The 26,996-nt window shown below is 63.1% G+C and carries 25 protein-coding genes and 1 tRNA gene; 21 read left to right on the top strand and 5 right to left on the bottom strand.

Translation table 11 applies throughout. The features are described 5' to 3' along the window. Nucleotides 1-3,279: a ribonuclease E gene (rne, locus tag L6D64_RS13595; RefSeq protein ID WP_176507631.1), complete on the bottom strand. Its 3,279-nt coding sequence runs from the start codon at nt 3,277-3,279 to the stop codon at nt 1-3. 801 nt (nt 3,280-4,080) lie between these two features. Between rne and rluC the strand changes: the two genes are divergently transcribed. Genes rluC through L6D64_RS13580 form a run of 3 tightly spaced genes read left to right on the top strand, consistent with a single transcriptional unit; the run spans nt 4,081 to nt 6,744 of the window. Beyond that, the gene (gene rluC / locus L6D64_RS13590; protein WP_027919450.1) at nt 4,081-5,037 is read left to right on the top strand and encodes a 23S rRNA pseudouridine(955/2504/2580) synthase RluC; all 957 of its coding nucleotides are present in this window, start codon (nt 4,081-4,083) and stop codon (nt 5,035-5,037) included. Beyond that, nucleotides 5,027-5,707 (top strand): HAD family hydrolase, encoded by a 681-nt coding sequence (locus L6D64_RS13585; protein ID WP_176507630.1) that lies wholly within the window; start codon nt 5,027-5,029, stop codon nt 5,705-5,707. The genes rluC and L6D64_RS13585 overlap by 11 nt, the downstream gene beginning before the upstream one ends. A gap of 2 nt (nt 5,708-5,709) precedes the next feature. Beyond that, entirely contained in the window at nt 5,710-6,744 is a 1,035-nt protein-coding gene (locus L6D64_RS13580; RefSeq protein ID WP_236192465.1) for a S49 family peptidase, read from the top strand. Between the two features lie 76 nt (nt 6,745-6,820). On the opposite strand, the gene L6D64_RS13575 is transcribed toward L6D64_RS13580, so the two are convergent. Next, a complete protein-coding gene (locus L6D64_RS13575; protein ID WP_176507629.1) occupies nt 6,821-7,399 on the bottom strand; it encodes a Maf family protein in 579 nt (192 codons plus the stop codon). A 96-nt stretch (nt 7,400-7,495) separates the two neighbouring features. Between L6D64_RS13575 and L6D64_RS13570 the strand changes: the two genes are divergently transcribed. The 12 genes from L6D64_RS13570 to L6D64_RS13515 all read left to right on the top strand — a co-directional run bounded on the left by L6D64_RS13570 (nt 7,496) and on the right by L6D64_RS13515 (nt 17,294). Next, nucleotides 7,496-8,023 (top strand): YceD family protein, encoded by a 528-nt coding sequence (locus tag L6D64_RS13570; RefSeq protein WP_027919446.1) that lies wholly within the window; start codon nt 7,496-7,498, stop codon nt 8,021-8,023. A gap of 13 nt (nt 8,024-8,036) precedes the next feature. Beyond that, nucleotides 8,037-8,219: a 50S ribosomal protein L32 gene (rpmF, locus tag L6D64_RS13565; protein WP_003247154.1), complete on the top strand. Its 183-nt coding sequence runs from the start codon at nt 8,037-8,039 to the stop codon at nt 8,217-8,219. A gap of 3 nt (nt 8,220-8,222) precedes the next feature. Beyond that, a complete protein-coding gene (gene plsX / locus L6D64_RS13560) occupies nt 8,223-9,233 on the top strand; it encodes a phosphate acyltransferase PlsX (protein WP_176507628.1) in 1,011 nt (336 codons plus the stop codon). A gap of 127 nt (nt 9,234-9,360) precedes the next feature. Further along, entirely contained in the window at nt 9,361-10,299 is a 939-nt protein-coding gene (fabD, locus tag L6D64_RS13555) for an ACP S-malonyltransferase (RefSeq protein ID WP_082433413.1), read from the top strand. Nucleotides 10,300-10,314: 15 nt separating this feature from the next. Next, a complete protein-coding gene (gene fabG / locus L6D64_RS13550) occupies nt 10,315-11,055 on the top strand; it encodes a 3-oxoacyl-ACP reductase FabG (RefSeq protein WP_176507627.1) in 741 nt (246 codons plus the stop codon). A gap of 203 nt (nt 11,056-11,258) precedes the next feature. Continuing rightward, a complete protein-coding gene (gene acpP / locus L6D64_RS13545; RefSeq protein WP_009685065.1) occupies nt 11,259-11,495 on the top strand; it encodes an acyl carrier protein in 237 nt (78 codons plus the stop codon). 173 nt (nt 11,496-11,668) lie between these two features. Next, nucleotides 11,669-12,913, top strand: a complete 1,245-nt coding sequence (fabF, locus tag L6D64_RS13540; protein ID WP_176507626.1) for a beta-ketoacyl-ACP synthase II — start codon at nt 11,669-11,671, stop codon at nt 12,911-12,913. Continuing rightward, nucleotides 12,913-13,728: an aminodeoxychorismate lyase gene (gene pabC / locus L6D64_RS13535; protein WP_176507625.1), complete on the top strand. Its 816-nt coding sequence runs from the start codon at nt 12,913-12,915 to the stop codon at nt 13,726-13,728. The genes fabF and pabC overlap by 1 nt, the downstream gene beginning before the upstream one ends. A 4-nt stretch (nt 13,729-13,732) precedes the next feature. After that, nucleotides 13,733-14,860, top strand: a complete 1,128-nt coding sequence (gene mltG / locus L6D64_RS13530) for an endolytic transglycosylase MltG (protein WP_176507624.1) — start codon at nt 13,733-13,735, stop codon at nt 14,858-14,860. A gap of 9 nt (nt 14,861-14,869) precedes the next feature. After that, on the top strand, nt 14,870-15,502 hold the full coding sequence (gene tmk, locus L6D64_RS13525) for a dTMP kinase (RefSeq protein WP_176507623.1): 633 nt from the start codon (nt 14,870-14,872) through the stop codon (nt 15,500-15,502). Further along, complete coding sequence (locus tag L6D64_RS13520; protein WP_176507622.1) at nt 15,495-16,481, top strand: DNA polymerase III subunit delta'; 987 nt, start codon at nt 15,495-15,497, stop codon at nt 16,479-16,481. Before tmk ends, L6D64_RS13520 begins: the two co-directional genes overlap by 8 nt. 30 nt (nt 16,482-16,511) lie before the next feature. After that, a complete protein-coding gene (locus L6D64_RS13515) occupies nt 16,512-17,294 on the top strand; it encodes a TatD family hydrolase (protein ID WP_176507621.1) in 783 nt (260 codons plus the stop codon). Nucleotides 17,295-18,349: 1,055 nt separating this feature from the next. Here L6D64_RS13515 and L6D64_RS13510 read toward each other — a convergent pair. Continuing rightward, nucleotides 18,350-19,483, bottom strand: coding sequence for an aminotransferase class V-fold PLP-dependent enzyme (locus L6D64_RS13510; protein WP_176510210.1), 1,134 nt, complete (start codon nt 19,481-19,483; stop codon nt 18,350-18,352). A 71-nt stretch (nt 19,484-19,554) separates the two neighbouring features. Between L6D64_RS13510 and L6D64_RS13505 the strand changes: the two genes are divergently transcribed. From L6D64_RS13505 to L6D64_RS13485, 5 genes are all read left to right on the top strand, one after another. Beyond that, nucleotides 19,555-20,190: a TetR/AcrR family transcriptional regulator gene (locus tag L6D64_RS13505; RefSeq protein WP_054883760.1), complete on the top strand. Its 636-nt coding sequence runs from the start codon at nt 19,555-19,557 to the stop codon at nt 20,188-20,190. 107 nt (nt 20,191-20,297) lie between these two features. Next, on the top strand, nt 20,298-21,266 hold the full coding sequence (locus L6D64_RS13500; protein WP_176510209.1) for a GTP 3',8-cyclase MoaA: 969 nt from the start codon (nt 20,298-20,300) through the stop codon (nt 21,264-21,266). A gap of 66 nt (nt 21,267-21,332) precedes the next feature. Next, nucleotides 21,333-21,938 (top strand): DUF4823 domain-containing protein, encoded by a 606-nt coding sequence (locus tag L6D64_RS13495; protein WP_176510208.1) that lies wholly within the window; start codon nt 21,333-21,335, stop codon nt 21,936-21,938. A gap of 10 nt (nt 21,939-21,948) precedes the next feature. Next, a complete protein-coding gene (locus tag L6D64_RS13490) occupies nt 21,949-22,509 on the top strand; it encodes a DUF1285 domain-containing protein (RefSeq protein WP_176510207.1) in 561 nt (186 codons plus the stop codon). 100 nt (nt 22,510-22,609) lie between these two features. After that, entirely contained in the window at nt 22,610-23,026 is a 417-nt protein-coding gene (locus L6D64_RS13485; RefSeq protein ID WP_371870338.1) for a cupin domain-containing protein, read from the top strand. A gap of 276 nt (nt 23,027-23,302) precedes the next feature. On the opposite strand, the gene L6D64_RS13480 is transcribed toward L6D64_RS13485, so the two are convergent. Continuing rightward, nucleotides 23,303-23,378, bottom strand: a tRNA-Asn gene (locus L6D64_RS13480). Nucleotides 23,379-23,440: 62 nt separating this feature from the next. Next, the gene (locus L6D64_RS13475; protein WP_176510206.1) at nt 23,441-24,637 is read right to left on the bottom strand and encodes an amino acid aminotransferase; all 1,197 of its coding nucleotides are present in this window, start codon (nt 24,635-24,637) and stop codon (nt 23,441-23,443) included. Nucleotides 24,638-24,924: 287 nt separating this feature from the next. On the opposite strand from L6D64_RS13475, the gene uvrB reads away from it, so the two are divergent. Continuing rightward, nucleotides 24,925-26,940, top strand: coding sequence for an excinuclease ABC subunit UvrB (gene uvrB, locus L6D64_RS13470; RefSeq protein WP_176510205.1), 2,016 nt, complete (start codon nt 24,925-24,927; stop codon nt 26,938-26,940). Nucleotides 26,941-26,996 lie beyond the last annotated feature (56 nt).

The raw sequence follows: 26,996 nt of genomic DNA, 5'->3' as shown, positions 1-26,996 counted from the left end.
TCAACCGTGATGAGGCTTTTGCTCATCGGCGGTTTCCAGCACGCCCTTGGCAGCTTCCTCGGCGGCTTTGGCAGCAGCCTCGGCCTCACGCTTGCGGCGACGCACTTCACGTGGGTCGTTCGGGGCGCGGCCGTTTGGCAGCATTACGGTGGCGGCCGGAGCTTGTTCCGCAGGGGCCTGCTCGACAACTACCGGTGCGGCTTCGACGACTGCAGGTGCAGGTTCTGCGGCCACTTCAGGCTGGGCATCGGCCACAGGCGCTGGCTGCTCGGCGACGGGGGCTTGCTCGACCACGACCTGGGCCTTCTCGGCTTCGCCGGCCTCGACGACCGCCGCTTCGGCAACTGGCGCTTCAACGGCGGGTGCATTTTCAGCGGCAGGCACTGCGACCGGCGCTTCGGCAACGAGCACTGGCTCCGCAGCGGCAGGGGCTTCTTCAGCCACCGGCTGTGGTGCGACTTCGACCACTGGCTCGACGCCGGCTTCGACCACGGCGACGGGGCCGCTGACTGGCTGTTCGACCACGGGGGCGATGGCTGCCTGCTCGGCCTGGGCAACCTCTTCAACCTGCTCGGTCGGCTGGGCGACTTCGCTGTTTTCAGTGGTCACAGCTTCCGCGCTGGCGCGTTCGGCCTGCTGGTTGGCTTCAGCCTCTGCATTGGCGCTGATGTGGCTGCTGGCGACAGCGGCGGTGACGGCCAGGCCGGCAGCCAGCTCGGCGCCAAGCGCAGTGGCCTGGTGCTGTTGCGGCTGTTCTTCGCTGCCTTCTTCCTCGCTGCCTTCGATCAGCTCGCCATTGGCATTGCGCTGACGCTCACGGCGGTTGCTGCGGCGACGCTGGCCACGGGAGCGACGACGCGGACGCTCATCATCGGTGCCTTCCTGCTCATCCTGCAGGAGCTCTTCGTTCGGCAGTTGCTCTTCAGCGAGCTCGGCAGCCTGCTCGGCGGCTTGTTCGGCCGGGCGTGGCTGGCGCTCTTCGCGCGGTGGGCGAGGCTGGCGCTCTTCGCGAGGTGCGCGCTCTTCACGCGGGGCGCGTTCTTCGCGAGGGGCGCGTTCTTCACGTGGGGCACGCTCTTCGCGTGGGGCACGTTCTTCGCGAGGTGCGCGTTCTTCGCGTGGGGCACGCTCTTCACGAGGTGCACGCTCCTCGCGGGCTACCCGTTCTTCACGCGGCTGACGCTCTTCGCGTTCGGCTGGTGCGGCGTCCAGCGGCTCACGCAATTCGCGTACGCGTTCTTCGCCGCGGTTGCCACGGCGGTCTTCGCGTGGCGGGCGTGGGGCGCGTTCTTCACGCGGAGCGCGCTCTTCGCGAGGTGTGCGTTCTTCACGTGGGGCGCGCTCTTCGCGAGGTGCGCGTTCTTCACGCGGTTGGCGCTCTTCACGCGGGGCGCGCTCGCCACGCTCTTCACGCGGCTTGCGCTCTTCATCGCGACGGCCGTTGCGGTTGCGGCTCTGCTGGCGACCGTTGCGGCGCTCTTCGTTGCGTTGGCTGCGCTCGGCGGCCGGCTTTTCAGCGGCAGCGACGACCGGTGCGGCGGCAGGCTCTTGCTTGCCGGCGAACAGGCTGACCAGCGACTTCACCAGGCCCTTGAACAGGCTTGGCTCAGGTGCGCTCGGCGCACGTGCTGCCGGTGCGGCCGCTTGAGGTTGCTCTTCGGCGGTGCTCGGTACCGGGGCGTTGGCGCGGGCCGGGGCGGTCTTCACCGCAGCTTCCTGGCGAACCAGGGTGCGGGTGGCGGTCGGCTGCGGCGCTTCTTCGGCTTCGGAGGCGGCGATTTCGTAGCTGGACTGGTTGTTCAGCACTTCCGGGTTGTCGTCGCGCAGGCGCTGGACTTCGAAGTGCGGGGTTTCCAGGTGGTCGTTCGGCAGGATGATGATGCGGGCGCGGGTGCGCAGTTCGATCTTGGTGATCGAGTTGCGCTTCTCGTTGAGCAGGAAGGCTGCGACCGGGATCGGCACCTGGGCGCGTACTTCGGCCGTGCGGTCTTTCAGGGCTTCTTCTTCGATCAGGCGCAGGATGGCCAGCGACAGCGATTCGACGTCACGGATGATGCCGGTGCCGGAGCAGCGCGGGCAGACGATGCCGCTGCTTTCGCCGAGCGATGGGCGCAGGCGCTGACGGGACATTTCCAGCAGGCCGAAGCGCGAGATGCGGCCAACCTGCACGCGGGCACGGTCGGCTTCCAGGCATTCACGCACACGCTCTTCCACGGCGCGCTGGTTCTTCGCCGGCGTCATGTCGATGAAGTCGATGACGATCAGGCCGCCGATGTCACGCAGGCGCAGCTGGCGGGCGATTTCCTCGGCCGCTTCCAGGTTGGTCTGCAGGGCGGTTTCTTCGATGTCGCTGCCCTTGGTGGCGCGCGCCGAGTTGATGTCGATGGACACCAGGGCTTCGGTCGGGTCGATCACGATCGAGCCGCCGGACGGCAGGTCGACGACGCGCTGGAAGGCGGTCTCGATCTGGCTTTCGATCTGGAAACGGTTGAACAGCGGCACGCTGTCTTCGTAGAGCTTGACCTTGCTGGCGTACTGCGGCATCACCTGGCGGATGAACGTCAGGGCTTCTTCCTGGGCATCGATGCTGTCGATCAGCACTTCGCCGATGTCCTGGCGCAGGTAGTCGCGGATGGCGCGGATGATGACGTTGCTTTCCTGGTAGATCAGGAAGGGTGCGGCGCGGTCCTGGGACGCTTCCTTGATGGCGGTCCACAGTTGCAGCAGGTAATCGAGGTCCCACTGCATTTCTTCGCTGCTGCGGCCAAGGCCGGCAGTGCGCACGATCAGGCCCATGTCGCCCGGTACGGTCAGGCCGTTCAGGGCTTCACGCAGTTCGTTGCGCTCTTCGCCTTCGATGCGGCGCGAGATGCCACCGGCACGCGGGTTGTTCGGCATCAGCACCAGGTAGCGGCCAGCCAGGCTGATGAAGGTGGTCAGGGCGGCGCCTTTGTTGCCGCGCTCTTCCTTCTCGACCTGGACGATGACTTCCTGGCCTTCGCTCAGGACTTCCTTGATGTTGACCCGGCCTTCAGGGGACTTCTTGAAGTACTCGCGGGAGATTTCCTTCAGCGGCAGGAAGCCGTGACGTTCGGAGCCGAAGTCGACGAAGGCGGCTTCGAGGCTGGGCTCGATCCGGGTGATCTTGCCTTTGTAGATGTTGGCCTTTTTCTGCTCGCGCGCGCCGGACTCGATGTCCAGGTCGTAGAGACGTTGGCCGTCCACCAGGGCTACACGCAACTCTTCAGGTTGAGTTGCGTTAATCAGCATTCTTTTCATGTTGTACCGTCGGTTTCCGGGCTGCCGGAAACGGCGTGCGGCACACACGACTTCTCATGGTCGGTGCCAAGGTGCGCAAAGGGTGGCCGGGCCACCCCCGTGTCGAGCAACGTTCGGCACCAGCCGGTTGCCCAGCCTGCCGTTGTCGCGACGACGCGTCCTGTTTGCTGCGGTGCCTACCAGGCCCCGGTGGCTTCGAATGGGTATCCGAATCAACCAAGCGGGCCTCGTGCACTCAGTCAGGAGGAGGAATCAACCGTCAGCCGTGGACGCCCGGAGGCATCTGTTCAGGACCTTATCCGCTCGCCGGCCATTCAGTGGGCCGGTGGCCGGACGCGGTGCTACACGGTCCGAGGGCTGTGCATCTCCACCCTGCACGTATCCCTGATAATTCGGGTGCTGCCGCGCGCTGAATCCGCAACGGGTTGCATTTTTCGCCAGCTTCGAACGGGAAGCTGACGCCATTACATGTCCAAGGCAGGTATTTCCGAAGCATTCGCCTTGCGTTGCGTGGAAGCGACGGGGGCGGGCAGAGGTGCAGCGAAAAGAATCGGGAAGCAGGTGAAAAACCACACTTGTCGTTTTTTTTCGGTCTTCTCTACACAGCGCTGGTGGCGATTCCAGGCAATTCGGTAAACTGGCGAAAACCCCGTAGGACGGCCTCGCGTCCTGGAGAACTGCGTAGGTCAGGAACCGGCCCAGGGCCTGGTTTCACTGGCCTGCCGCTTTTGGCGGCGTTCGCGACTATAGCAGTAATGATTAACTGCTTCAATTCCATAAATAATTGTTATGATCCCCTCCATGACGACCAATACCCCCCCGACTTCCGGCGTCCAGCTGATCGAAGTCGCGCCGGAACTTGCCGGCCAACGCATCGACAATTTTCTTATCACCGCGCTCAAGGGCGTGCCCAAGACCTTGGTCTACCGCATCCTGCGCAAGGGTGAGGTGCGCGTCAACAAGGGGCGGGTCAAACCCGAGTACAAGATCCAGGCCGGCGATATCGTGCGCGTGCCGCCCGTGCGCTTGCCCGAACGTGACGAGCCGGCGCCGGTGGCCCAGGGGCTGCTGCAGCGCCTGGAAGCCGCCATCGTCTACGAAGACAAGGCGCTGATCGTGATGAACAAGCCAGCCGGCATCGCCGTGCACGGTGGCAGCGGCCTGAGCTTCGGCGTGATCGAGGCGCTGCGCCAGCTGCGCCCGGACGCCAAGGAGCTGGAGCTGGTGCACCGCCTGGACCGCGACACCTCCGGCCTGCTGATGATCGCCAAGAAGCGCAGCATGCTGCGCCACTTGCATGCGGCCTTGCGCGGTGATGGCGTGGACAAGCGCTACATGGCGCTGGTGCGCGGTCACTGGCCAACCTCGAAGAAGCAGGTCAACGCCCCGCTGCTCAAGAGCAACCTGCGCTCCGGCGAACGCATGGTCGAAGTCAACGATGAGGGCAAGGAAGCGCTGACCCTGTTCCGCGTGCTGCGCCGGTTCGGCGAGTTCGCCACCATTGTCGAGGCGCGCCCGATCACCGGTCGCACCCACCAGATTCGTGTGCATACCCTGCATGCCGGGCACATGATCGCCGGTGACAGCAAGTATGGCGACGAGGATTTCAGCCGCGAGATCCGCGAACTGGGTGGCAAGCGCCTGTTCCTGCATGCCTACGCATTGACCGTGCCGCTGCCAGATGGCGGCGAGCTGAAACTCGAAGCGCCTGTGGACGAAGTCTGGGCCAAGACCGTGGAGCGTTTGAGTGCGCCGTGACTATGAGCTGCTGATTTTCGACTGGGACGGCACCCTGGCCGATTCCATTGGCCGCATCGTCGAGGCGATGAATGCCGCTGCCGAGCGTGCCGGCGAGGCGCCAAGCCCTGAGGGTGCGGTCAAGGGCATCATTGGTCTGGCGCTTGGGGAGGCCATCTCGACACTGTATCCACACCTTGATCCGCAGCAGGTCGAAACCTTCCGTCAGCACTACGCCGACATTTATATGGCCCTCGATCAGCAACCTTCGCCGCTGTTCGAAGGTGTGGTCGAATCGCTGGATGCCTTCCGTGCCGAGGGCTATCGCCTGGCAGTAGCGACCGGCAAGGCGCGCCGCGGCCTGGATCGGGTGCTCAAGGCCAATGGTTGGGAGCGGTTCTTCGATGTCACTCGTGCCGCCGACGAAACCCGTGGCAAGCCTCACCCGCTCATGCTTGAGGAAATCCTCGGGCATTGTGGTGTCGAACCTGGTCGGGCGCTGATGGTCGGAGATTCGGCATTCGACCTGCAAATGGCCAGCAATGCCGGCATGCATTCGGTGGCGGTGGGCTACGGTGCGATGTCGCTTCAGGCACTGGCCGAGTTTGGTCCGCAAGTATGCATCGATCATTTTTCCCAGCTGCGCGAGTGGCTGGCTGGTTCCAGGCAAGTCCAATTCCAAGGTAGGTGAGCATGGCTGACGAGTGGAAAGCGCCGGTTAACGAGACCGAAGAGGAGCGTCTCGCTCGCGAAGCGCGTGAAGCGCGGAACGAAGAGGCTCGTGTCGAGCAGAAGAGCTGGAAGTTGCTTGAAAAGACCTTGCTGGCCGGGGTCCAGGAGCAGCGTCGGTCCCGGCGGTGGGGGATCTTCTTCAAGCTCCTGACCTTCATCTACCTGTTTGGCATTCTCGCCCTGTTCCTGCCGTTCATGGATGTGGACAAGGCCGCGTCGCGCAGTGGCAATCACACGGCGCTGGTTGAAGTGCGCGGGGTGATTGCCGACCAGGAAGCGGCCAGCGCCGACAATATCGTCAAGAGCCTGCGCGATGCGTTCAAGGACCCCAAGACCAAGGCGGTGGTCCTGCGCATCAACAGTCCGGGCGGCAGCCCTGTGCAGGCAGGCTATGTGTATGACGAGATCCGTCGCCTGCGTGCTGAGCACCCGGATATCAAGTTGTATGCAGTGATAGCCGACCTGGGCGCTTCCGGGGCTTACTACATCGCCAGTGCCGCGGATGAGATCTATGCCGACAAGGCCAGCCTGGTCGGTTCCATTGGTGTGACGGCGGCCGGCTATGGTTTCGTGGGTTCCATGGAGAAGCTAGGTGTCGAGCGTCGTACCTACACCGCTGGCGAGCACAAGGCGTTCCTTGATCCGTTCTCGCCTGAAAAACCTGAAGAGCGTGCGTTCTGGCAGGGTGTGCTCAATACCACGCACCAGCAGTTCATCGCCATGGTCAAGCAGGGGCGGGGCGACCGCCTGAAGGACAAGGAGCATCCGGAGCTGTTCAGTGGCCTGGTCTGGTCGGGTGAGCAGGCCAAGGCACTGGGGCTGGTGGATGGGCTGGGCAGTGCCAGCTACGTGGCGCGTGAGATCGTCGGTGAAAAGGATCTGGTCGATTACACCGTGCAGGAATCGCCGTTCGATCGCTTCTCCAAGCGCATCGGTGCCAGCGTTGCCGAGCATCTGGCCATGTGGATGGGGTTCCAGGGGCCGCAGTTGCGCTGAGTCTGTCGTGCGTCTTGTGGTGTCTGTGAGATCGAGCGCCGCTCGATCTCGCAGGCGCAAAAAATCCCAAGCCAGGCTAAGGCACCACCACCCCCTCCCGCGTCAGCATATCCACCAGCCGAATCAGTGGCAGCCCGATCAGGCTGGTGGCATCGCACCCATGGGTGCTCTGGAACAAGCTCACCCCCAATCCTTCCGCCTTGAAGCTCCCCGCGCAATCCAGCGGCTGCTCCGCCTGCACATAGCGCTCCACCTGCTCCCGATTCAGCTCGCGCATGATGACCGTGAACGGCACGCAGTCGACCTGGCAGAGCCCGGTTGCGGTATTGAGCAGCGCCAGCCCGGTCAGGAAGGTCACCTGCTGGCCGCTGGCTTCGAGCAGTTGCTCGCAGGCGCGATCGAAGGTGTGCGGCTTGCCGAGGATCTGCTCGCCCAATACCGCGACCTGGTCGGAGCCGATGATCAGGTGCCCCGGATGGCTGGCGGCAAGCGCTTCGGCCTTCTGCCTGGCCAGGCGTTTCACCAGATCCACGGCGGGTTCGTCAGCCAGGCGTCGCTCGTCTAGGTCGGGGCTTGCCCAGGTGAAGGGCAGGCGCAGGCGCGCGAGCAGTTCGCGCCGGTAGGCAGAGCTGGAAGCCAGCAACAGAGGCAGCATGATAGACTCCTGGGCAGTTGAACCCGATTCTAACATGCGAGATGCCGCCTAATTTCCTTTGACAGGGGCGGGGGGCATCCCTAGAATGCTGCGCCTATGTTGAATGACCCGATTCCACCTCACGTTGACCCGCGCAAATTAGCCGACCGAGGCGTATCCATCACTGGTACGCTGCAACTCGCTGATTTGGAAAGACTCTGCGACCCGCTTTCCGACGATGTCGGTACGGTGCAGGCGAAGTTCGATTTTGAACGAGATGAACAGCACGTGGTGGTTATCCACAGCGAGCTGGACGTCGAAGTCAAAATGGTTTGCCAGCGTTGTCTTGAGCTGGTCACCCTGCCGATCCACAGCGAATGTACTTACGCCGTGGTGAAGGAGGGTGCGAATACCCAGTCGTTGCCGAAAGGCTATGACGTGCTGGAACTGGGCGAAGATCCTTTGGATCTGCAGGCCTTGGTCGAGGAGGAGCTGCTGCTCGCCTTGCCTATCGTGCCTGCTCACCATCCGGAAGAATGCCAGCAGCCGGCGGGCGCAGACGAGCCCGAATCGAGCAAGGACGAGGTATCGCGGTCCAACCCGTTCAGTGTTTTGGCGCAGTTAAAGCGTGACCCAAACGTTTAGGAGTTAATCAATTATGGCTGTTCAGCAGAACAAAAAATCCCGCTCTGCCCGTGACATGCGCCGTTCCCACGACGCCCTGTCGGAAAACGCGCTGTCGGTAGAAAAGACCACCGGTGAAGTGCACCTGCGTCACCACGTTTCGCCAGAAGGCGTATACCGTGGCCGCAAAGTGGTCGACAAGGGCGCTGACGAGTAATCCTTGTCCGCTCAGATCATCGCGATCGACGCAATGGGCGGGGACTTCGGTCCCCGCAGCATTGTCCAGGCTAGCATTGCCTGCCTTTCGGCTACCCCCTCGCTGCACCTGACCCTCGTCGGTCAACCCTCCCTCCTTGAAGATCTTGTCAGCGGCCTTGCGGCTGCGGATCGCGCGCGCCTGCAGATTGTCGCCGCCAGTGAGGTAGTCGGTATGGACGAGCGGCCATCCCAGGCGTTGCGCGGCAAGCCGGACTCGTCGATGCGCATCGCCCTCGAACTGGTGCGGGACGGCAAGGCCCAGGCCTGCGTAAGTGCCGGCAATACCGGGGCGCTGATGGCATTGTCGCGTTTCGTGCTCAAGACCTTGCCGGGTATCGATCGGCCGGCCATGGTCGCGGCGATCCCGACCCAGGCGGGTTACTGCCAGTTGCTCGACCTGGGCGCCAATGTCGACTGCAGTGCCGAAAACCTCTACCAGTTCGCCGTCATGGGGTCCGTGGCTGCCCAGGCCCTGGGTATTCACCGGCCACGCGTGGCGCTGCTGAACATCGGTACCGAGGACATCAAGGGCAACCAGCAGGTCAAGCTGGCCGCCACCCTGCTGCAGAACGCCCGTGGCCTCAACTATGTCGGCTTCGTCGAAGGTGATGGCTTGTACCGCGGTGAGGCCGATGTGGTGGTGTGTGATGGTTTTGTCGGCAACATCCTGCTCAAGTCCAGCGAAGGTCTGGCGACCATGATCGGCGCGCGTATCGAAAAGCTGTTCAAGGGCGGTACGTTGTCGCGGGTGGCAGGGGCAATGGCGATGCCGTTGCTCAAGCGCCTGCAGGCCGACCTGGCGCCAGCGCGGCACAATGGCGCGAGCTTCCTCGGCCTGCAGGGTATCGTCATCAAGAGCCATGGTTCGGCGGGCGTGCAGGGCTTCCAGAGCGCGATCCAGCGAGCGCTGATCGAGATCCAGGAAAACCTCCCGCAGCGGCTGCATGGTCGCCTCGAAGATTTGTTGCCTTAGGCATTTCGCCGATGAAGTGCTTAAATGTGACCGCTTGGTCTGTGTTTCCATCCAAGTTTTCAGATTCCGCGCCCGGCCCAAGGCCCGGCGCACCCTATCCGATGACAAGATCATAAGGGCTTGTTCAATGTCTGCATCCCTCGCATTCGTCTTCCCCGGTCAAGGTTCCCAGTCGCTGGGCATGCTCGCCGAACTCGGCGCTGAAAAGCCGGTGGTCATCGAGACCTTCAAGGAGGCTTCCGAGGCTCTGGGCTACGACCTGTGGAAGCTGGTCCAGGAAGGCCCGGAAGAACAACTCAACCAAACCGACAAGACCCAGCCAGCGATCCTCACCGCCTCCATCGCCCTGTGGCGCCTGTGGCTGGAAGAGGGCGGCGCACAACCGGCGTTCGTTTCCGGCCATAGCCTGGGGGAATACAGCGCCCTGGTCGCCGCTGGCGCCCTGTCGCTGAAAGATGCCGTGCGCCTGGTCGAACGTCGTGGTCAGCTGATGCAGGAAGCCGTGCCTGCCGGTCACGGTGCCATGGCTGCAATCCTGGGCCTGGATGACGCCGTCGTGGTGGAAATCTGCGCCGAAGCGGCCGAAGACCAGGTGGTCAGCGCCGTGAACTTCAACTCGCCAGGCCAGGTGGTCATCGCCGGTAACAAGGCTGCGGTCGACCGCGCCGTGGAACTGTGCAAGGCCAAGGGTGCCAAGCGCGCCCTGCCGCTGGCGGTCAGCGTGCCATCGCACTGTGCCCTGATGAAGCCGGCTGCCGAGCGCTTTGCCGACTCCGTCAACGCCATCGAATGGAAGGCCCCGCAGATCCCGGTGGTGCAGAACGTCACCGCCGCTGTCGCCGCCGACCTCGATGCCCTGAAGCGCGACCTGCTGGCACAGCTGTACCAGCCGGTACGCTGGGTTGAATGCGTGCAGACCCTGGCCGCCAACGGTGCGGTCAACCTGGTCGAGTGCGGCCCGGGCAAGGTCCTGGCTGGCCTGAACAAGCGTTGCGCCGACGGCGTGACCACCTACAACCTCAATACCCCTGACGCTGTCGCCGCCACCCGCGCGGCGCTGGCCTGATTTGGAGAAGCTTGCATGAGCCTGCAAGGTAAAGTTGCACTGGTCACCGGCGCCAGCCGTGGTATTGGCCAGGCCATCGCCCTCGAACTGGGCCGCCAGGGCGCGACCGTGATCGGCACCGCCACCTCGGCTTCCGGTGCCGAGCGCATCGCCGCCACCCTGAAAGAACATGGCATCGCCGGCACCGGCATGGAACTGAACGTCACCAGCGCCGAGTCCGTGGAAGCCGTGCTGGGCGCCATTGGTGAGCAGTTCGGCGCACCGGCCATTCTGGTCAACAACGCCGGTATCACCCGCGACAACCTGATGCTGCGCATGAAGGACGACGAGTGGTTCGACGTGATCGACACCAACCTGAACAGCCTCTACCGTCTGTCCAAGGGCGTGCTGCGTGGCATGACCAAGGCGCGCTGGGGTCGTATCATCAGCATCGGCTCGGTCGTCGGGGCCATGGGCAACGCCGGCCAGGCCAACTACGCGGCGGCCAAGGCCGGCCTCGAAGGCTTCAGTCGCGCCCTGGCACGTGAAGTCGGCTCGCGTGGCATCACCGTCAACGCGGTGACCCCGGGCTTCATCGATACCGACATGACCCGCGAACTGCCAGAAGCGCAGCGCGAAGCCCTGCAGACCCAGATTCCGCTGGGCCGCCTGGGCCAGGCTGACGAAATTGCCAAGGTGGTTTCGTTCCTGGCGTCGGACGGCGCTGGCTACGTTACCGGCGCCACCGTGCCGGTCAACGGCGGGATGTACATGTAAAACTGCAACTCAATGTGACGGATTGCTTCAAAAAAGAGTCATACTGCGAGCCTAAAATCCGTTATAAAGCTGCAACCAGATTCCAGGCAGCGGGTGCGGTGGCTAAAGGGAAGCTGCGTTCCGCTTGAAAAGCGAACGTCTTTCTATAAACTTGGTCACCGGCCAGCTGCCTGACATATGTCCATTAGGAGTGAAAACTAGGTATGAGCACCATCGAAGAACGCGTCAAGAAAATCGTCGCCGAGCAACTGGGCGTCAAGGAAGAGGAAGTGACTGCCGAGAAGTCCTTCGTCGATGACCTGGGTGCCGATTCGCTTGACACCGTTGAGCTGGTGATGGCTCTGGAAGAGGAATTCGAGACCGAAATCCCTGACGAAGAAGCCGAGAAGATCACTACCGTTCAAGCTGCAATCGACTACGTCAAAAACCACCAGGCTTAAGACGTTGTAGTCGACGCTTCTTGTCGAGAAGAACCGCACTGCCTTTGCCGGCGTGCGGTTTTTTCTTTGCGAGCCAGCGCCGTCGTTTCGCTCGCTACGAGAGCTTGTTGCCATTTCATTCCATTGCTTGAATGCAATGGCAAGAAACTCTGTGATTAGAAAAGGAGAGTACTGTGTCGCGTAGACGCGTCGTGGTCACCGGTATGGGCATGCTGTCGCCACTGGGTACCGATGTACCGAGCACCTGGCAGGGCATTCTGGCTGGCCGCAGTGGCATTGGTCCGATCGAGCATACGGACCTGTCTGCCTACTCCACCCGTTTTGGCGGCTCGGTGAAAGGCTTCGAGGTTGAGCAGTACCTGTCGGCCAAAGAGGCCCGCAAGCTCGACCTGTTCATTCAGTACGGCCTGGCGGCCGGTTTCCAGGCGGTGCGTAATGCCGGCCTGGAAGTCACCGACGCCAACCGTGAGCGCATTGGCGTGGCCATGGGCTCGGGTATCGGCGGCCTGACCAACATCGAAGAAACCAGCCGTACCTTGCACGAGCAAGGCCCGCGCCGTATTTCGCCGTTCTTCGTACCCGGTTCGATCATCAACATGATCTCCGGCTTCCTGTCGATCCACCTCGGGCTGCAGGGGCCGAACTACGCCATCGCCACCGCTTGCACCACCGGCACCCACTGCATTGGCATGGCCGCACGCAACATCGCCTACGGTGAAGCCGACGTGATGATTGCCGGTGGCGCCGAAATGGCTGCGTGTGGCCTGGGCATGGGGGGCTTCGGTGCGTCTCGGGCGCTGTCCACCCGCAACGATGAGCCAACCCGTGCCAGCCGTCCGTGGGACAAGGGCCGTGATGGCTTCGTGCTGTCCGACGGTGCCGGCGCCCTGGTGCTCGAGGAACTGGAGCACGCCAAGGCCCGTGGTGCGACCATCTATGCCGAGCTGGTCGGTTTCGGCATGAGCGGTGACGCCTACCACATGACATCGCCGCCCGACAGCGGTGAAGGTGCTGCCCGTTGCATGGCCAATGCCCTGCGCGATGCCGGCATTCAGCCTGAAGCGGTCAGTTACATCAACGCCCACGGTACCTCGACCCCGGCCGGCGATATCGCTGAAGTCGCGGCGATCAAGCGTGTGTTCGGCGAGCATGCCTACAAGCTGGCGGTCAGCTCGACCAAGTCGATGACCGGTCACCTGCTCGGCGCCGCCGGTGCAGTCGAGGCGATCTTCAGCGTGTTGGCGATCAACAGCCAGATGGCGCCGCCGACCATCAACCTCGATGAGCCGGACGAAGGTTGCGACCTCGACTTCGTACCGCACCAGGCGCGCAGCATGCCGATCGACGTGGTGTTGTCCAACTCGTTCGGCTTTGGTGGCACCAACGGTTCGCTGGTGTTCCGCCGGTTCGCCGATTGATGCACAGCTGGATCGACGGCCAGCCCGCGACTGCGATCAATTTGCAGAACCGCGGCCTGGCCTACGGCGATGGCCTGTTCGAGACCATCGCCGTGCGCGCTGGCCGGCCCAGTCTGCTGGACGGCCATCTGGCCCGCCTGGCGCTGGGCTGCCAGCGGCTGATGATCGACGCCGATCTGGCGCTGGTGCGTGATGAAATGCTGCGCTTTGCCCGTCAGCTCGGTGACGGAGTCGCCAAGCTGGTCCTCACCCGTGGCGACAGCCAGCGGGGCTACGCGCCGGTTGCCGGCGTTGCACCGCGGCGGATTCTCCAGGGCAGCCCTTTGCCCAGCTATCCTGTCGAACATGCCGAGCACGGCGTGCGGCTTTTTCCCTGCCTGACCCGGCTTGGGGAACAACCGTTACTGGCCGGTCTCAAACACCTCAATCGCCTGGAGCAGGTGCTGGCCCGTGCCGAATGGCAGGACAGCGAACATGCCGAAGGCCTGATGCGTGACGGGCAGGGCAGGGTGGTCGAAGGTGTATACAGCAATCTGTTCCTGGTGCGCGATGGCGTGCTGCTCACGGCTGACCTCAGCCGTTGCGGCGTGGCTGGCGTGATGCGCGGTGCCCTGCTGGAGCAGGCGCAGCGGCTGGGCATCCCGGTACAGGTGCGGGATATCGCGTTCGACGAATTGCAACAGGCGGACGAAGTGTTTGTCTGCAACAGTGTCTATGGCGTCTGGCCCGTGCGCGGAATTGCCGCGCTGAACTGGTCGCCGGGCCCACTCACCCGTAAACTGCAGGCCGTTGCCCGTACGTTACTGGATACCTGAATTCGTGAGACGCAAATTCCTGCTGCTGCTGGAAATGGGCTTGATCCTCGCCGGCCTGGCCCTGGGCTGGTCGGCCTGGAAGATCAACTCGGTGCTGGAGCAGCCCCTGCATGTGGCCGAAGAGCGCCTGCTCGACGTGCCCAGTGGCACCAACCCCAACCGCATGTTCTATCGCATGCAGGCCGAAGGCTTGCTCGATGACGCCGTCTGGCTGCGTCTGTACTGGCGCTTCAACATGGCCGGCACGCAGTTGCATACCGGCGAGTATCGCCTCACCCCCGGCATGACCGTGGAACAACTGTTCGACGTCTGGCGCCGTGGCGATGTAGTGCAGTACAACCTGACCCTGGTCGAAGGCTGGACCTTCCGCCAGGTGCGTTCGGCGGTGGCCAGGCATGAAAAGCTCAAGCACACCCTGGATGGCCTTTCCGACGCTGAAGTGATGGACAAGCTCGGCCACACCGGTGTGTTCCCTGAAGGCCGCTTCTTCCCCGATACCTATCGCTTCGTGCGCGGCATGAGTGACGTCGAGCTGCTGCAGCAGGCCTACATGCGCCTGGACGAAGTACTGGCCAAGGAATGGGCCGAGCGCGCCACTGACCTGCCTTACCGTGATCCCTACCAGGCCTTGATCATGGCCTCGCTGGTGGAGAAGGAAACCGGCATTCCCCAGGAACGCGGGCAAATCGCCGGGGTTTTCGTCCGCCGCCTGCGCCTGGGCATGATGCTGCAGACCGACCCGACGGTGATCTATGGCATGGGGGAGCGCTACAACGGCAAGATTTCCCGCGCCGACCTGCGTGAGCCGACCCCTTACAACACCTACACCATGACCGGCCTGCCACCGACCCCGATCGCCATGGTCGGGCGGGAGGCGATCCATGCCGCGCTCAACCCGGCCGATGGCACCAGCCTGTACTTCGTGGCCCGTGGCGATGGCAGCCACGTGTTTTCCGATGACCTGGACGATCACAACTCGGCGGTGCGTGAGTTTCAGCTCAAGCGTCGTGCGGATTACCGGTCCAGCCCGGCGCCGCAAAGTGCGCCTGCAGACCCGGCCGAACCCGCCGAGCAGGATCCTGCCAGCGACGCCGCGCCGGCCGACGCGGCAACGCCCGACGAACAACATTAAGGACTGCCAGTGAGCGGCTTGTTTATTACCCTTGAGGGCCCCGAAGGCGCGGGCAAGAGCACCAATCGCGATTACCTGGCTGCGCGCCTGCGTGAGCAGGGCCTGGACGTGGTGTTGACCCGCGAGCCTGGCGGTACGCCGCTGGCTGAAAAAATCCGCGAGCTGTTGCTGGCGCCAAGCGCTGAAGTGATGGCCGCAGACACCGAACTGCTGCTGGTATTCGCTGCCCGTGCCCAGCACCTGGCCGAAGTGATTCGCCCGGCGCTTGCCCGTGGCGCAGTGGTGCTTTGCGACCGCTTCACCGATGCCACCTACGCTTACCAGGGCGGCGGCCGCGGCCTGTCGGTGGAGCGTATCGCTGCGCTGGAACAATTCGTCCAGGCCGACCTGCGTCCGGACTTGACCCTGGTCTTCGACCTGCCGGTGGAGGTCGGCCTGGCCCGTGCTGCCGCTCGCGGTCGCCTGGACCGTTTCGAGCAGGAAGGCCAGGCCTTCTTCGAAGCCGTGCGCCAGGCCTATCTGCAACGCGCCCACGGCGCGCCGCAGCGCTACAGCCTGCTCGACGCCGCCCAGCCACTGGAGGCCGTGCAGCGCGCCATCGATGCGTTGTTGCCGGGCATCGTGGAGCGTTGCCGTGGCTGAGGCCTACCCCTGGCAGCAAGCGCTGTGGCAGCAACTGGCCGGGCGCGCCCGCCACGCCCACGCTTATCTGCTGCACGGGCCGCAGGGCATCGGCAAGCGCGCCCTGGCCGAACGGCTGATGGCGCGTCTGCTGTGCCAGCAGCCGCAGGCGCTGGATGCCTGCGGGCAGTGCAAGTCGTGCCTGTTGCTCAAGGCAGGCAGCCACCCGGATAACTTCGTGCTGGAGCCGGAGGAGGCCGACAAGCCGATCAAGGTCGATCAGGTGCGCGAACTGGTGTCGTTCGTGGTGCAGACGGCGCAGCTGGGCGGGCGTAAAGTGGTGCTGATCGAGCCGGTCGAGGCGATGAACGTCAACGCTTCCAACGCCTTGCTCAAGAGCCTGGAGGAGCCTTCGGGCGATACCGTGCTGCTGCTGGTCAGTCATCAGCCCAGCCGCCTGTTGCCGACGATCAAGAGCCGCTGCCAGCAAGTCGTCTGCCCACAGCCCAGCCTGGCGCAGAGCCAGGCCTGGCTGGCCACGGCATTGCCCGAGAGCGACGAGGCCGAGCGCGAAGAGCTGTTGACCCTCGCCGCCGGTTCGCCGCTGATGGCGGTCAGCCTGCAAGCGCAAGGTGTGCGTGAGCAACGGGCCTTGGTGACTGACGGGGTAAAGAAGCTGCTCAAGCAGCAGCAATCGCCCAGTCAGCTGGCCGAGGCCTGGAGCAATGTGCCGTTGCTGTTGCTGTTCGACTGGTTTTGCGACTGGTCGCACTTGATCCTGCGCTACCAGTTGACCCAGGATGAAGCGGGGTTGGGCTTGGCCGACATGCGCAAGGTGGTGCAGTACCTCGCGCAGAAGGCTCGTCAGGGCAAGGTGCTGGAGGTCCAGGCATGGATCCTCGAACAGCGCCAGAAGGTGCTCGGCAAAGCCAACCTCAATCGTGTATTGCTGCTGGAAGCGCTGCTGGGCCACTGGCTGCAGCTGCCCGGTTCCCGCTGACTCTCCATCTTTTCATGTGTGCCGCCTCCCATGCTCGTAGATTCCCATTGCCATCTCGACCGTCTTGACCTGAGCGCCCATCAGGGCTCCCTCGATGCAGCCCTGCAGGCAGCGCGCGAGCGTGGGGTCGGGCATTTCCTGTGCATTGGCGTCAGCGCCGAAAATGCCGGGGCGGTGAAGGCGCTGAGCGAGCAGTACGCCGATGTCGACTGCTCGGTGGGCGTGCACCCGCTGGACCTTGCGCCGGGCGAGACGCCGGCGCTGGAGTGGCTGCTGCGCGAGTTGGCGCACCCGCATGTGGTGGCGATCGGCGAAACCGGCCTGGACTACCACTACGAGCCGGAAGCCGCCGAGTTGCAGCAGGCGTCGTTCCGCCTGCACCTGGAGGCCTCGCGGCAGACCGGCAAACCGGTAATCGTGCATACCCGTGCGGCGCGGGCCGACACCCTGGCGCTGTTGCGTGAAGCGAACCTGCCGCAGGCGGGCGTGTTGCACTGCTTCACTGAAGACTGGGACATGGCCAGGGCGGCGCTGGACCTAGGCTACTACATCTCGTTGTCCGGTATTGTCACCTTCCGCAATGCCGATGCCCTGCGCGAGGTGGCGCGGCAGGTGCCGGTCGACCGTCTGCTGGTTGAAACCGACTCGCCGTACCTGGCGCCGATCCCGTATCGCGGCAAGCCGAACCTGCCGCAGTATGTACGGGAGGTGGCGGAGTATGTGGCATCGTTGCGTGGGGTCAGTTACCAGCAGTTGGCGGAGCAGACCACGGGCAACTTCAAGCGCCTGTTCCCGCTGGCGCGAGTGGCCTGAATCCAGACCAATCGCTTTAGCTCTGCTTTTGCTTTTGCTTTTGCTTTTGCTTCTAAGCGCGCGATAGTCCAGGCGACGCAGAGTGCGACTTCAGGAGGCCGAACGCAGGCGTCTGGAGGGCCAGGGTGCGTAGCACCCCTTCGGCGTAGCCGAAGGCGCGAGATGTAGACTTGCGTAGCAAGTCGTAGGCCGCGCGGGCCCGGAAGGCGCCGGAGTGAGGGGACCCCGGAGCGCAGCGTAGGGGCCGGATGATGGGAGCCGGGGTTTTTGGTTACTTTTTGCCCAGTCAAAAAGTGACCCGCCGTAAGGGCGGAAAGGTGATTCAGCGCCACCATGGCAAATGAATGTAGACCAGTTTCAAAGGCCCACTTCTGAAAAAGCAAAAAGCAAAAAGCCAATGCGATAGTTTTGATTTTTCTAAGCGCATTCATTGACGATGGCGACGCACACTCACCTTTCCGCCCTTACGGCGGGTCACTTTTTGTCAAACGCGACAAAAAGTAACCAAAAAACGCTGGCTCCCATCATCCGGCCCCTGCGCTGCGCTCCGGGGTCCCCTCGCTCCGGCGCCTTCCGGGCCCGCGCGGCCTACGACTTGCTGCGCAAGTCTACATCTCGCGCCTTCGGCTACGCCGAAGGGGTGCTGCGCACCCTGGCCCTCCAGACGCCTGCGCTCGGCCTCCTGAAGTCGCATTTCGCGTTGCCTGAACTACCGCGCGCTTAGAAGCAAAATCAAAAGCCAGAGCCAGAGCCAGAGCCAGAGCCAGAGCCAGAGCAAGAGCAAGAGCAAGAGCCAGAGCCAGAGCCAGAGCCAGAGCCAGAGCTGGGTGGCTGTCCCTGGGCAAAAAAAACCCGGGTTCTGGGGGGGGAATCCGGGTTAAGACCATTAGGAGTAAAACAAAGGTACGCGGTCCCTGAGCACCTTTATTGGCGCGCCACTTGGGGGGGATGCGCCGCGCCAACACTTCAAGTATTGGTCAGGTTTGGCACAGTGCCAGTGCTTCTCTGTTCGTTTTTTAAACAGATTTGGAATACGCCTGCCGTCCCTTCCTCCCTCAGTGCATGGCCAGGCGCCGTACTTGCTGGACAGCTTCGTCGATCAGCTGCTCACTGGAATAGAAATGTGGCGAAAATCGTATACCTGGCCCTCTTAATGCGCAGATCGTCTGCTCCGCCAACAGGCTTTGATAGACAGTCGTGTTGTCCTGCCCCTGAAGGCTGAAAGTAACGATGCCCGCCCGTTTTTCCGGGGATACCGGGCTATGCAGGTGTACGCCGGGAATACTGGCCAGGCCCTGAAGCAGTTGCTCGACCCGCAGTTGCAAGTGCCGGCCAACTTCTGTCATGCCTAGCTCCTCCAGCAATGACAGGCTGGCCTCCAGGGCGCACGCACCCAGCATGTTCGGGCTGCCGCATTCAAAACGCCTTGCGCTGCGTGCCGGCTGCCACTCGCGGCGGTCGAAGTCGCCCAACCGTTCGAGCATATGCCAGCCATAAGCGTGCAGCTTCAACTGCGGGCGCAGTGCCGCCCGGCAATAGAACAAGCCCATGCCCTCGGGGCCCAGCATCCACTTGTGGCCGTCGGCCATGGCGAAGTCGCACTGATAACGCTGCACGTCGAAAGGCAGGGCGCCAATCTGCTGGATGGCATCGACGCAGAACAGGACATTGCGCGCCCGGCAGCCCTCACCGAGGCGGGGCAGGTCCAGGCGCAGGCCGCTGGCGAACTGCACGGCGCTCACTGCCAGCAGGCGTGTACGCGGGCCGCAGGCCGCGAGCAGTGCTGCTTCAGGGTCAGGCCCGGCAAGGCTCACCTTGGTTACCTCGACGCCATGCACGCCTAAGGCTTCCCAGACGACCCGGTTGGAAGGAAATTCCTCGTCGCTGATCACCACCTGGTCACCGGCTTGCCAGTCGAGGCCGAACGCGACCAGCGAAAGCGCCTCTGACGTGTTTTTCACCAATGCGATGTCTGCCTGGGATGGGGCGTTGACCAGGCGTGCCAGCCTTTCCCGCAGCCTGCGTTCGGTGGCCAGCCATGCCGGGTAGTCACTCGCACCCAGGCGCACGTTGACCTGAGCAAAGCGTGCCACGGCCTCGCTGGCCCGGCGTGGCCAGGGCGCGATGGCCGCGTGGTTCAGGTAACGCAGCCCCGGCGCCTGGGCAAACTCATCGAGAAACATAGACATGGTTGGATGATCCGTGCAATTTGCTGCAAGTTAGGCATAATAAACCGCTTCAATGTCATCCAGTCCTTCCTATGCAGAAAGAACCTCGTAAGGTCCGTGAGTTTCGCCGTCGCGAACAGGAAATCCTCGATACAGCCTTGAAGCTGTTCCTCGAACAGGGTGAAGACAGCGTCACTGTCGAGATGATCGCCGACGCCGTGGGGATCGGCAAAGGCACGATCTACAAGCACTTCAAGTCCAAGGCGGAGATCTACCTGCGCCTGATGCTCGACTATGAGCGTGACCTGAACGCGCTGTTGCACTCGGCCGATGTCGATCGCGACAAGGAGGCGCTGTCGCGCGCCTACTTCGAGTTCCGCATGCGCGACCCGCAGCGCTACCGGCTGTTCGACCGCCTGGAGGAGAAGGTGGTCAAGGGCAATCAGGTACCGGAAATGGTCGAGCAGTTGCACAGCATCCGCGCGTCCAACTTCGACCGCCTGACCCAGCTGATCAAGGGCCGCATCAGCGAAGGCAAGCTTGAAGACGTGCCGCCGTACTTCCACTACTGCGCCGCCTGGGCGTTGGTACATGGCGCCGTGGCGCTGTACCACTCGCCGTTCTGGAGCAACGTGCTGGAAGATCAGGAAGGCTTCTTCCAGTTTCTCATGGATATCGGCGTGCGCATGGGCAACAAGCGCAAGCGTGATCCGGAAGCCACTCACTAAAGGCACTTGTCGTCAGCGGGTGAGCCCGGGGTGTAAAGGGGACTTGCAAAAACTTGAACCATGAGTCAAGTTTTGCCAGCCCCGATTCATCCATGCCGGAGTCATCCATGATCGTCGATCGTCAAGGCAGGCGTTTTCGCAACCTGCGCGTCAGCCTGACGGCTGCCTGTAACTACGCCTGCAGCTACTGTGTGCCGGACGGCAAGCGCCTGGTAGCAGCCCAGGATGAACTGTCCGCGGATACCCTGGCGCGGGGCGTGGCCTACCTTATCGAAGCTGCTGGTATCGAGCGCTTGCGCATTACCGGTGGCGAGCCGTTGGTCAGCCCTCGACTGGATGCCTTTCTGGCGGCGGTAGCCAAGCTCGACCTTGACGACATCACGCTGACCACCAATGGGCAGCTGCTCGCGCGCAAGCTGCCACGACTGCAGGCGGCCGGTATTCGCCGCTTGAACGTGTCCCTCGATACCCTAGATCCCCACGCGTTCCGCCGCATCGCCCGTGGCGGTGACCTGGCCAGCGTGTTGGCGGGCATGGATCAGGCCAGCGCCATGGGCATGCGGATCAAGGTCAACATGGTGCCGATGCGTGGGCAGAACCTCGATCAGGTGCTGCCGATGCTCGATTACTGCATGGCGCGGGGGTTCGAGCTGCGTTTCATCGAGCTGATGCGCATGGGCCACCTGGCCCGGGACAACAATGCGTTCCTGCAGCAGTTTGTCGGGCTCGATGCCTTGCTCGATGTGATCGGCGGCCGTCATGCCTACCAGCCGGTCGACGCACCGCCGGATGCTACGGCGCTGCGCTACCAGATCCCGGGGCATGGCCATTTCGGCGTCATCGCCAATGAAAGCGTGCCGTTCTGCCGCACCTGCTCGCGGCTGCGCCTGTCCTCTACCGGCTGGCTGCACGGCTGCCTGTCCTCCGGCAATCGTCACTTTATCGGCGACCTGTTGGAGAAACCCCGTCATCAGGCGCTCCCTGGCTTGCAGCGGCTGCTGGTAAAAGCCTTGGCAGACAAGCAGGAACTGGCGTTTTCAGGAGGGGTGATGGTGATGAAAGTGATCGGCGGCTGAAGCTGGCGCAAAAGCTGCATCCGCCGGCTATTCGCCGGTTTTTCGTCACCGGTCACTGGAGGAAAGATGCGTAGCCTGGTCTTGCTGCTGACGCTGATGGCGTTGGGCGGTTGCATGAATGTCAGCGATATGGGCGAAGGCGTCCGTTACCACATGAGCGACGCCGGCTTGCTCGACCACAGCGATACCCGTCGTAGCTTGTCGATTCGTCTGCAGCCTGATTCGTTCATCTTCATCGGCCAAGGCGCGTTCATGCCGCCAGGCAAGGGGCCGTTGCCGAAGCAGAACGTGGTGGCCGAGGAGGCATTCAAGAGTTTCATCGAGTATTTCCCGCTGGTGCGTCGCGCCCAAGCGCCGCTGGGGCTCGAAGAAGCGATTACCCAGGCCCGCTCGGTGGGCGCCGACTATGTCCTGTATACCCGGTTCGCTCGCACGGATGACCGTATCGGCAACGGCGACCAATGGTATGACGAGCAGGCCGTCGACCGCGTGGGTTGGGACACCGGTGTCGTCCAGATGATGCTGATCGAGACCAACACGCGCTACCTGATCGACACGGTACGCATCAAGAGCCGCGGCGGTTTGTTGACGTTCCACGACCAGTCGCCCCAGGATTTGCTTGGCGCACCGATGCGCGAGTACGCTCGTAGCCTCCTGGGCATGAGCGAGTGAGGGCAGGGCGATGACGGATTCCGGCAAGGCCAACGATCTATTGGCGCAAGTTCCCAAGCACAAGGGGCTGCCGCCGGTGCATCTGTGGAACCCGGATTTCTGCGGCGATATCGACATGCGTATTGCCCGCGATGGGACCTGGTACTACCTGGGTACGCCCATCGGGCGGAAACCAATGGTTCGCCTGTTCTCGACAATCATACGCCGCGATGGCGATGACTATTTCCTGATTACCCCGGTGGAGAAGGTCGGCATCCGCGTCGATGATGCGCCATTCGTGGCCGTGACGCTTGAGGTGCTAGGGAGTGGTGAGGCACAGGTGCTGCGCTTTACCAGCAATGTCGAGGATCAGGCTGAGGCCGGGCCGCAGAACCCGTTGCGGGTCGAGATCGATCCCCAGACCCAGGAGCCGTCGCCTTATGTACTGATGCGCAGCAATCTCGAGGCATTGATCCACCGCAATGTGTTCTACCAATTGGTCGACCTGGCGGTGCCGCGGGTAATCGATGGCGAGGAGTGGCTCGGGGTGTGGAGCCATGGCGTGTTCTATCCGATCGGGCGCAATGGCTGAGAGCGTTCCGGCTGGCCCCCTGCTTTTCCTTCTGATTGGCCGTTTGCACCCTGTGCCGCCGGGCCTAACCTGCAGGCAATCGCCAGTCAGGAGAAAGCCCGTGAAATCTGCCAACTTTTCGTTTGCCTTGCTTATTGCCGCTGGATTGCTGGGTGGCCAGGCCACTGCCTGGGCCCACGGCGACGCCGCAGACCCAGTAAAAGTCCTTCAGCGACAACAGCCCTCGAATGCCCCAGGCAAGAGCGCCGTCATGCTCACGGTCAGCTATGCCCCCGGGCAAGCTTCACCTGCCCACCAGCATCCCGGGGCGGTAATGGCCTATGTGCTGGAAGGGGCGGTGGTATCGAAACTCAACGATGAGCAGGAAAAAACCTACACGGCCGGTGAGTACTGGTACGAAGCGCCCGGCACCGAGCACAGCGTTTCGCGAAACGCCAGCAAGACCCGGCCTGCCAAATTGCTCGTATGGAGCCTGGTGGATGAAGGCAAGCCGGTGACTGAGCCGGTCAGGAAGTGATGTGTGGGCCCTGAGATGCCTGGCTGGAGATCTTCAGCGCCTGTGAGATCGAGCGCCGCCCGCGCGGCGCATTGCGGAGAAAATCCGCTCCTACGGTTTGTTGCAACGTGCCGAACCTGTTACGCCATGGTTGGCCGCCTTGGCGCATGACTGTAGGAGCGGATTCATCCGCGATGCGCCGCGCGGGCGGCGCTCGATTTCACAGGCGCCAAAGATCTTCCGCCAGACAACGAAAAAGCCCCCGATGCTTGCGCATACGGGGGCTCTCTCAGTGTTTGGCTCCGCGACCTGGACTCGAACCAGGGACCCAATGATTAACAGTCATTTGCTCTACCGACTGAGCTATCGCGGAATCTGCGCGTATCTTACCGATTGCCAGGAGGAAGTCAAGCGACCTCCTGACAAATCAATCAGTTACAGCACTTCAACGATGGCCTTGGTGACCACGTGGATGTTGCTCTGGTTCAGCGCGGCGACAGCAATGCGGCCGGTGTCCAGCGCGTAGATGCCGAAGTCGTTCTTCAGGCGGGCAACCTGCTCGACGGTCAGGCCCGAGTAGGAGAACATGCCCACCTGGCGGCCGACGAAGCTGAAGTCGCGCTTGGCACCGTATTCGGCCAACAGCGAGACCATCTGCTTGCGCATGCCGTGGATGCGTTCGCGCATCTCGCCAAGCTCCGCTTCCCACATCTGGCGCAGCTCGGCGCTGTTGAGCACGGTGGCGACGATGGTCGCGCCGTGGGTCGGCGGGTTGGAGTAGGTGGTGCGAATCACACGCTTGACCTGCGAGAGGACGCGGGTGCTTTCGTCTTTCGAGGCGGTGACGATCGACAGTGCGCCGACGCGCTCGCCATACAGCGAGAACGACTTGGAGAACGAGCTGGATACAAAGAACTCCATGCCCGATTCGGCGAACAGGCGCACGGCAAAGGCGTCTTCGCCGATGCCATCACCGAAGCCCTGGTAGGCCATGTCGAGGAATGGCACGTGGCCCTTGGCCTTGACCACTTCCAGAACATTCTTCCAGTCGTCCAGGGTCAGGTCGACGCCGGTCGGGTTGTGGCAGCAGGCGTGCAGCACGACGATCGAACCGGATGGCAGGGCGTTGAGGTCTTCGAGCATGCCGGCGCGGTTGACGTCGTTGCTCGGCGCGTCGTAGTAACGGTAGTTCTGCACCGGGAAACCCGCGCTTTCGAACAGCGCCCGGTGGTTTTCCCAGCTCGGGTCGCTGATGGCAACCACGGCATTCGGCGAAACGCGCTTGAGGAAGTCGGCGCCGATCTTCAGAGCGCCAGTGCCGCCCACGGCCTGCACGGTGACCACGCGGCCAGCGGCCAGCAGTGGCGATTCGGCACCGAACAGCAGTTTCTGCACGGCCTGGTCGTAGGTGGCGATACCATCGATCGGCAGGTAGCCGCGCGAGGCGTGCTGGGCTGCACGCTGGGTTTCGGCTTCGATCACGGCGCGCAGCAGCGGAATGCGGCCTTCCTCATTGCAGTACACGCCTACGCCCAGGTTGACCTTGTCGGTACGTGGGTCGGCGTTGAATGCTTCGTTGAGGCCCAGGATAGGGTCGCGGGGTGCCAGCTCGACAGCGGAAAACAGGCTCATTGTTACTTCGGCTCTGATTGGAGAGTGATAGGGCGTACACGCTCCAGCCGAATGCACTGAAGCGGTGCACAAACGGGGAGTCAGTATAGTGATACCGACCGGTCACTGCGACAGTCGGGCGCAGGTTTTCCGGCGATTTGCGCAAATATTTTTCGACCATTGGTCGAAATGCCCGGTCCACCGTAATGCGCGCTCACAGCTTGGCCTTGATTCCGGCCCCTGGCGGGCGCATTTGGGTATAGACTACTGGCTAAATTTACAGTTACTGCGTTACCGCGAGGTCCGTCATGTCCGAGTTCCAGCTCGTCACCCGTTTCCAGCCGGCCGGCGACCAGCCCGAGGCCATCCGCCAGATGGTCGAGGGTATCGACGCAGGCCTGTCGCACCAGACCCTGCTAGGGGTGACCGGTTCGGGCAAGACCTTCAGCATCGCCAATGTCATCCAGCAGGTGCAGCGGCCAACCCTGGTGCTGGCGCCGAACAAGACCCTGGCGGCGCAGTTGTATGGCGAGTTCAAGGCGTTCTTCCCGAACAACGCGGTGGAGTACTTCGTCTCCTACTACGACTACTACCAGCCAGAGGCCTACGTGCCGTCCTCGGACACCTTCATCGAGAAGGATGCCTCGATCAACGACCACATTGAACAGATGCGTTTGTCGGCGACCAAGGCGCTGCTGGAACGGCGCGATGCGATCATCGTCACCACCGTGTCGTGCATCTACGGCCTCGGCAGCCCCGAGACCTACCTGAAGATGGTCCTGCACGTCGACCGGGGCGACAAGCTCGACCAGCGCGCCCTGTTGCGCCGGTTGGCCGACCTGCAATACACCCGCAACGAGATGGACTTCGCCCGTGCCACATTCCGTGTGCGTGGTGACGTGATCGACATCTTCCCGGCCGAATCCGACCTCGAGGCCATCCGCATCGAGCTGTTCGATGACGAGGTCGAGAATATCGCCGCCTTCGACCCGCTGACCGGCGAGGTCTTCCGCAAGCTGCCACGCTTCACCTTCTACCCCAAGAGCCACTACGTGACCCCGCGGGAAACTCTGCTGGAGGCGGTGGAGGGCATCAAGGAAGAGCTGCAGGACCGGCTCGAGTACCTGCACAAGGCCAACAAGCTGGTCGAAGCCCAGCGCCTGGAGCAACGCACCCGTTTCGACCTGGAGATGATCCTCGAACTGGGTTACTGCAACGGCATCGAGAACTACTCGCGCTACCTGTCCGGGCGCCCGGCCGGCGCGCCGCCGCCCACGCTCTACGATTACCTGCCCGCCGATGCCCTGCTGGTGATCGACGAGTCCCACGTCAGCGTTCCGCAGGTTGGCGCCATGTACAAGGGTGACCGCTCGCGCAAGGAAACCCTGGTCGAATACGGCTTCCGCCTGCCCTCGGCACTGGACAACCGGCCGATGCGCTTTGACGAATGGGAGGCTGTCAGCCCGCAGACCATCTTCGTGTCAGCCACCCCTGGCCCCTATGAAGCCGAGCATGCCGGCCGGGTGGTGGAGCAGGTGGTGCGTCCGACCGGCCTGGTCGACCCACAAGTAGAAGTGCGCCCGGCGCTGACCCAGGTCGACGACCTGCTGTCGGAGATCCGCAAGCGCGTCGCCCAGGGCGACCGGGTGCTGGCGACCACGCTGACCAAGCGCATGGCCGAAGACCTGACCGACTACCTGGCCGACCACGATGTGCGGGTACGCTACCTGCACTCGGACATCGACACGGTGGAGCGCGTGGAAATCATCCGTGACCTGCGCCTGGGCACCTTCGATGTGTTGGTGGGCATCAACCTGCTGCGCGAGGGCCTGGACATGCCTGAGGTGTCGCTGGTGGCAATTCTGGATGCCGACAAGGAAGGCTTCCTGCGTTCCGAGCGCTCGCTGATCCAGACCATTGGCCGTGCCGCACGTAACCTCAATGGCCGGGCGATCCTGTATGCCGACAACATCACAGGCTCCATGCAGCGCGCCATCGATGAGACGGAGCGGCGCCGCGAGAAGCAGATCGCGTTCAACCAGGCCAACGGCATCGTGCCCAAGGGTGTGGTCAAGGACATCACCGACATCATGGAAGGCGCCACCGTGCCCGGCGCGCGCAGCAAGAAGCGCAAGGGCATGGCCAAGGCGGCGGAGGAGAGCGCCCGTTACGAGGCCGAGCTGCGAACGCCGGGCGAGATCACCAAGCGCATCAAGCAGCTGGAAGAGAAGATGATGCAGCTTGCCCGCGACCTGGAGTTCGAAGCCGCCGCGCAGCTGCGGGACGAGATTACCCAGTTGCGCGAGCGCCTGATCACCAGCTGATTGATCTATAGCCTGTACGGGCCTCTTCGCGGGTAAACCCGCTCCCACAGGGATTT

Origin of the sequence: Pseudomonas urethralis, assembly GCF_021602465.1 — a bacterium.
GTDB lineage: Bacteria > Pseudomonadota > Gammaproteobacteria > Pseudomonadales > Pseudomonadaceae > Aquipseudomonas > Aquipseudomonas vlassakiae.
Note: the sequence above shows the minus strand (reverse complement) of the source record. Positions and strands in the feature narration are given on the sequence as shown.

Coding starts and splice junctions, on each gene's coding strand:
- rne (WP_176507631.1), bottom strand. CDS start 3,279: ATGAAAAGAATGCTGATTAACGCAACTCAACCTGAAGAGTTGCGTGTA.
- rluC (WP_027919450.1), top strand. CDS start 4,081: ATGACGACCAATACCCCCCCGACTTCCGGCGTCCAGCTGATCGAAGTC.
- L6D64_RS13580 (WP_236192465.1), top strand. CDS start 5,710: ATGGCTGACGAGTGGAAAGCGCCGGTTAACGAGACCGAAGAGGAGCGT.
- L6D64_RS13575 (WP_176507629.1), bottom strand. CDS start 7,399: ATGCTGCCTCTGTTGCTGGCTTCCAGCTCTGCCTACCGGCGCGAACTG.
- L6D64_RS13570 (WP_027919446.1), top strand. CDS start 7,496: ATGTTGAATGACCCGATTCCACCTCACGTTGACCCGCGCAAATTAGCC.
- rpmF (WP_003247154.1), top strand. CDS start 8,037: ATGGCTGTTCAGCAGAACAAAAAATCCCGCTCTGCCCGTGACATGCGC.
- fabD (WP_082433413.1), top strand. CDS start 9,361: ATGTCTGCATCCCTCGCATTCGTCTTCCCCGGTCAAGGTTCCCAGTCG.
- fabG (WP_176507627.1), top strand. CDS start 10,315: ATGAGCCTGCAAGGTAAAGTTGCACTGGTCACCGGCGCCAGCCGTGGT.
- acpP (WP_009685065.1), top strand. CDS start 11,259: ATGAGCACCATCGAAGAACGCGTCAAGAAAATCGTCGCCGAGCAACTG.
- pabC (WP_176507625.1), top strand. CDS start 12,913: ATGCACAGCTGGATCGACGGCCAGCCCGCGACTGCGATCAATTTGCAG.
- L6D64_RS13515 (WP_176507621.1), top strand. CDS start 16,512: ATGCTCGTAGATTCCCATTGCCATCTCGACCGTCTTGACCTGAGCGCC.
- L6D64_RS13510 (WP_176510210.1), bottom strand. CDS start 19,483: ATGTCTATGTTTCTCGATGAGTTTGCCCAGGCGCCGGGGCTGCGTTAC.
- L6D64_RS13505 (WP_054883760.1), top strand. CDS start 19,555: ATGCAGAAAGAACCTCGTAAGGTCCGTGAGTTTCGCCGTCGCGAACAG.
- L6D64_RS13500 (WP_176510209.1), top strand. CDS start 20,298: ATGATCGTCGATCGTCAAGGCAGGCGTTTTCGCAACCTGCGCGTCAGC.
- L6D64_RS13495 (WP_176510208.1), top strand. CDS start 21,333: ATGCGTAGCCTGGTCTTGCTGCTGACGCTGATGGCGTTGGGCGGTTGC.
- L6D64_RS13490 (WP_176510207.1), top strand. CDS start 21,949: ATGACGGATTCCGGCAAGGCCAACGATCTATTGGCGCAAGTTCCCAAG.
- L6D64_RS13475 (WP_176510206.1), bottom strand. CDS start 24,637: ATGAGCCTGTTTTCCGCTGTCGAGCTGGCACCCCGCGACCCTATCCTG.
- uvrB (WP_176510205.1), top strand. CDS start 24,925: ATGTCCGAGTTCCAGCTCGTCACCCGTTTCCAGCCGGCCGGCGACCAG.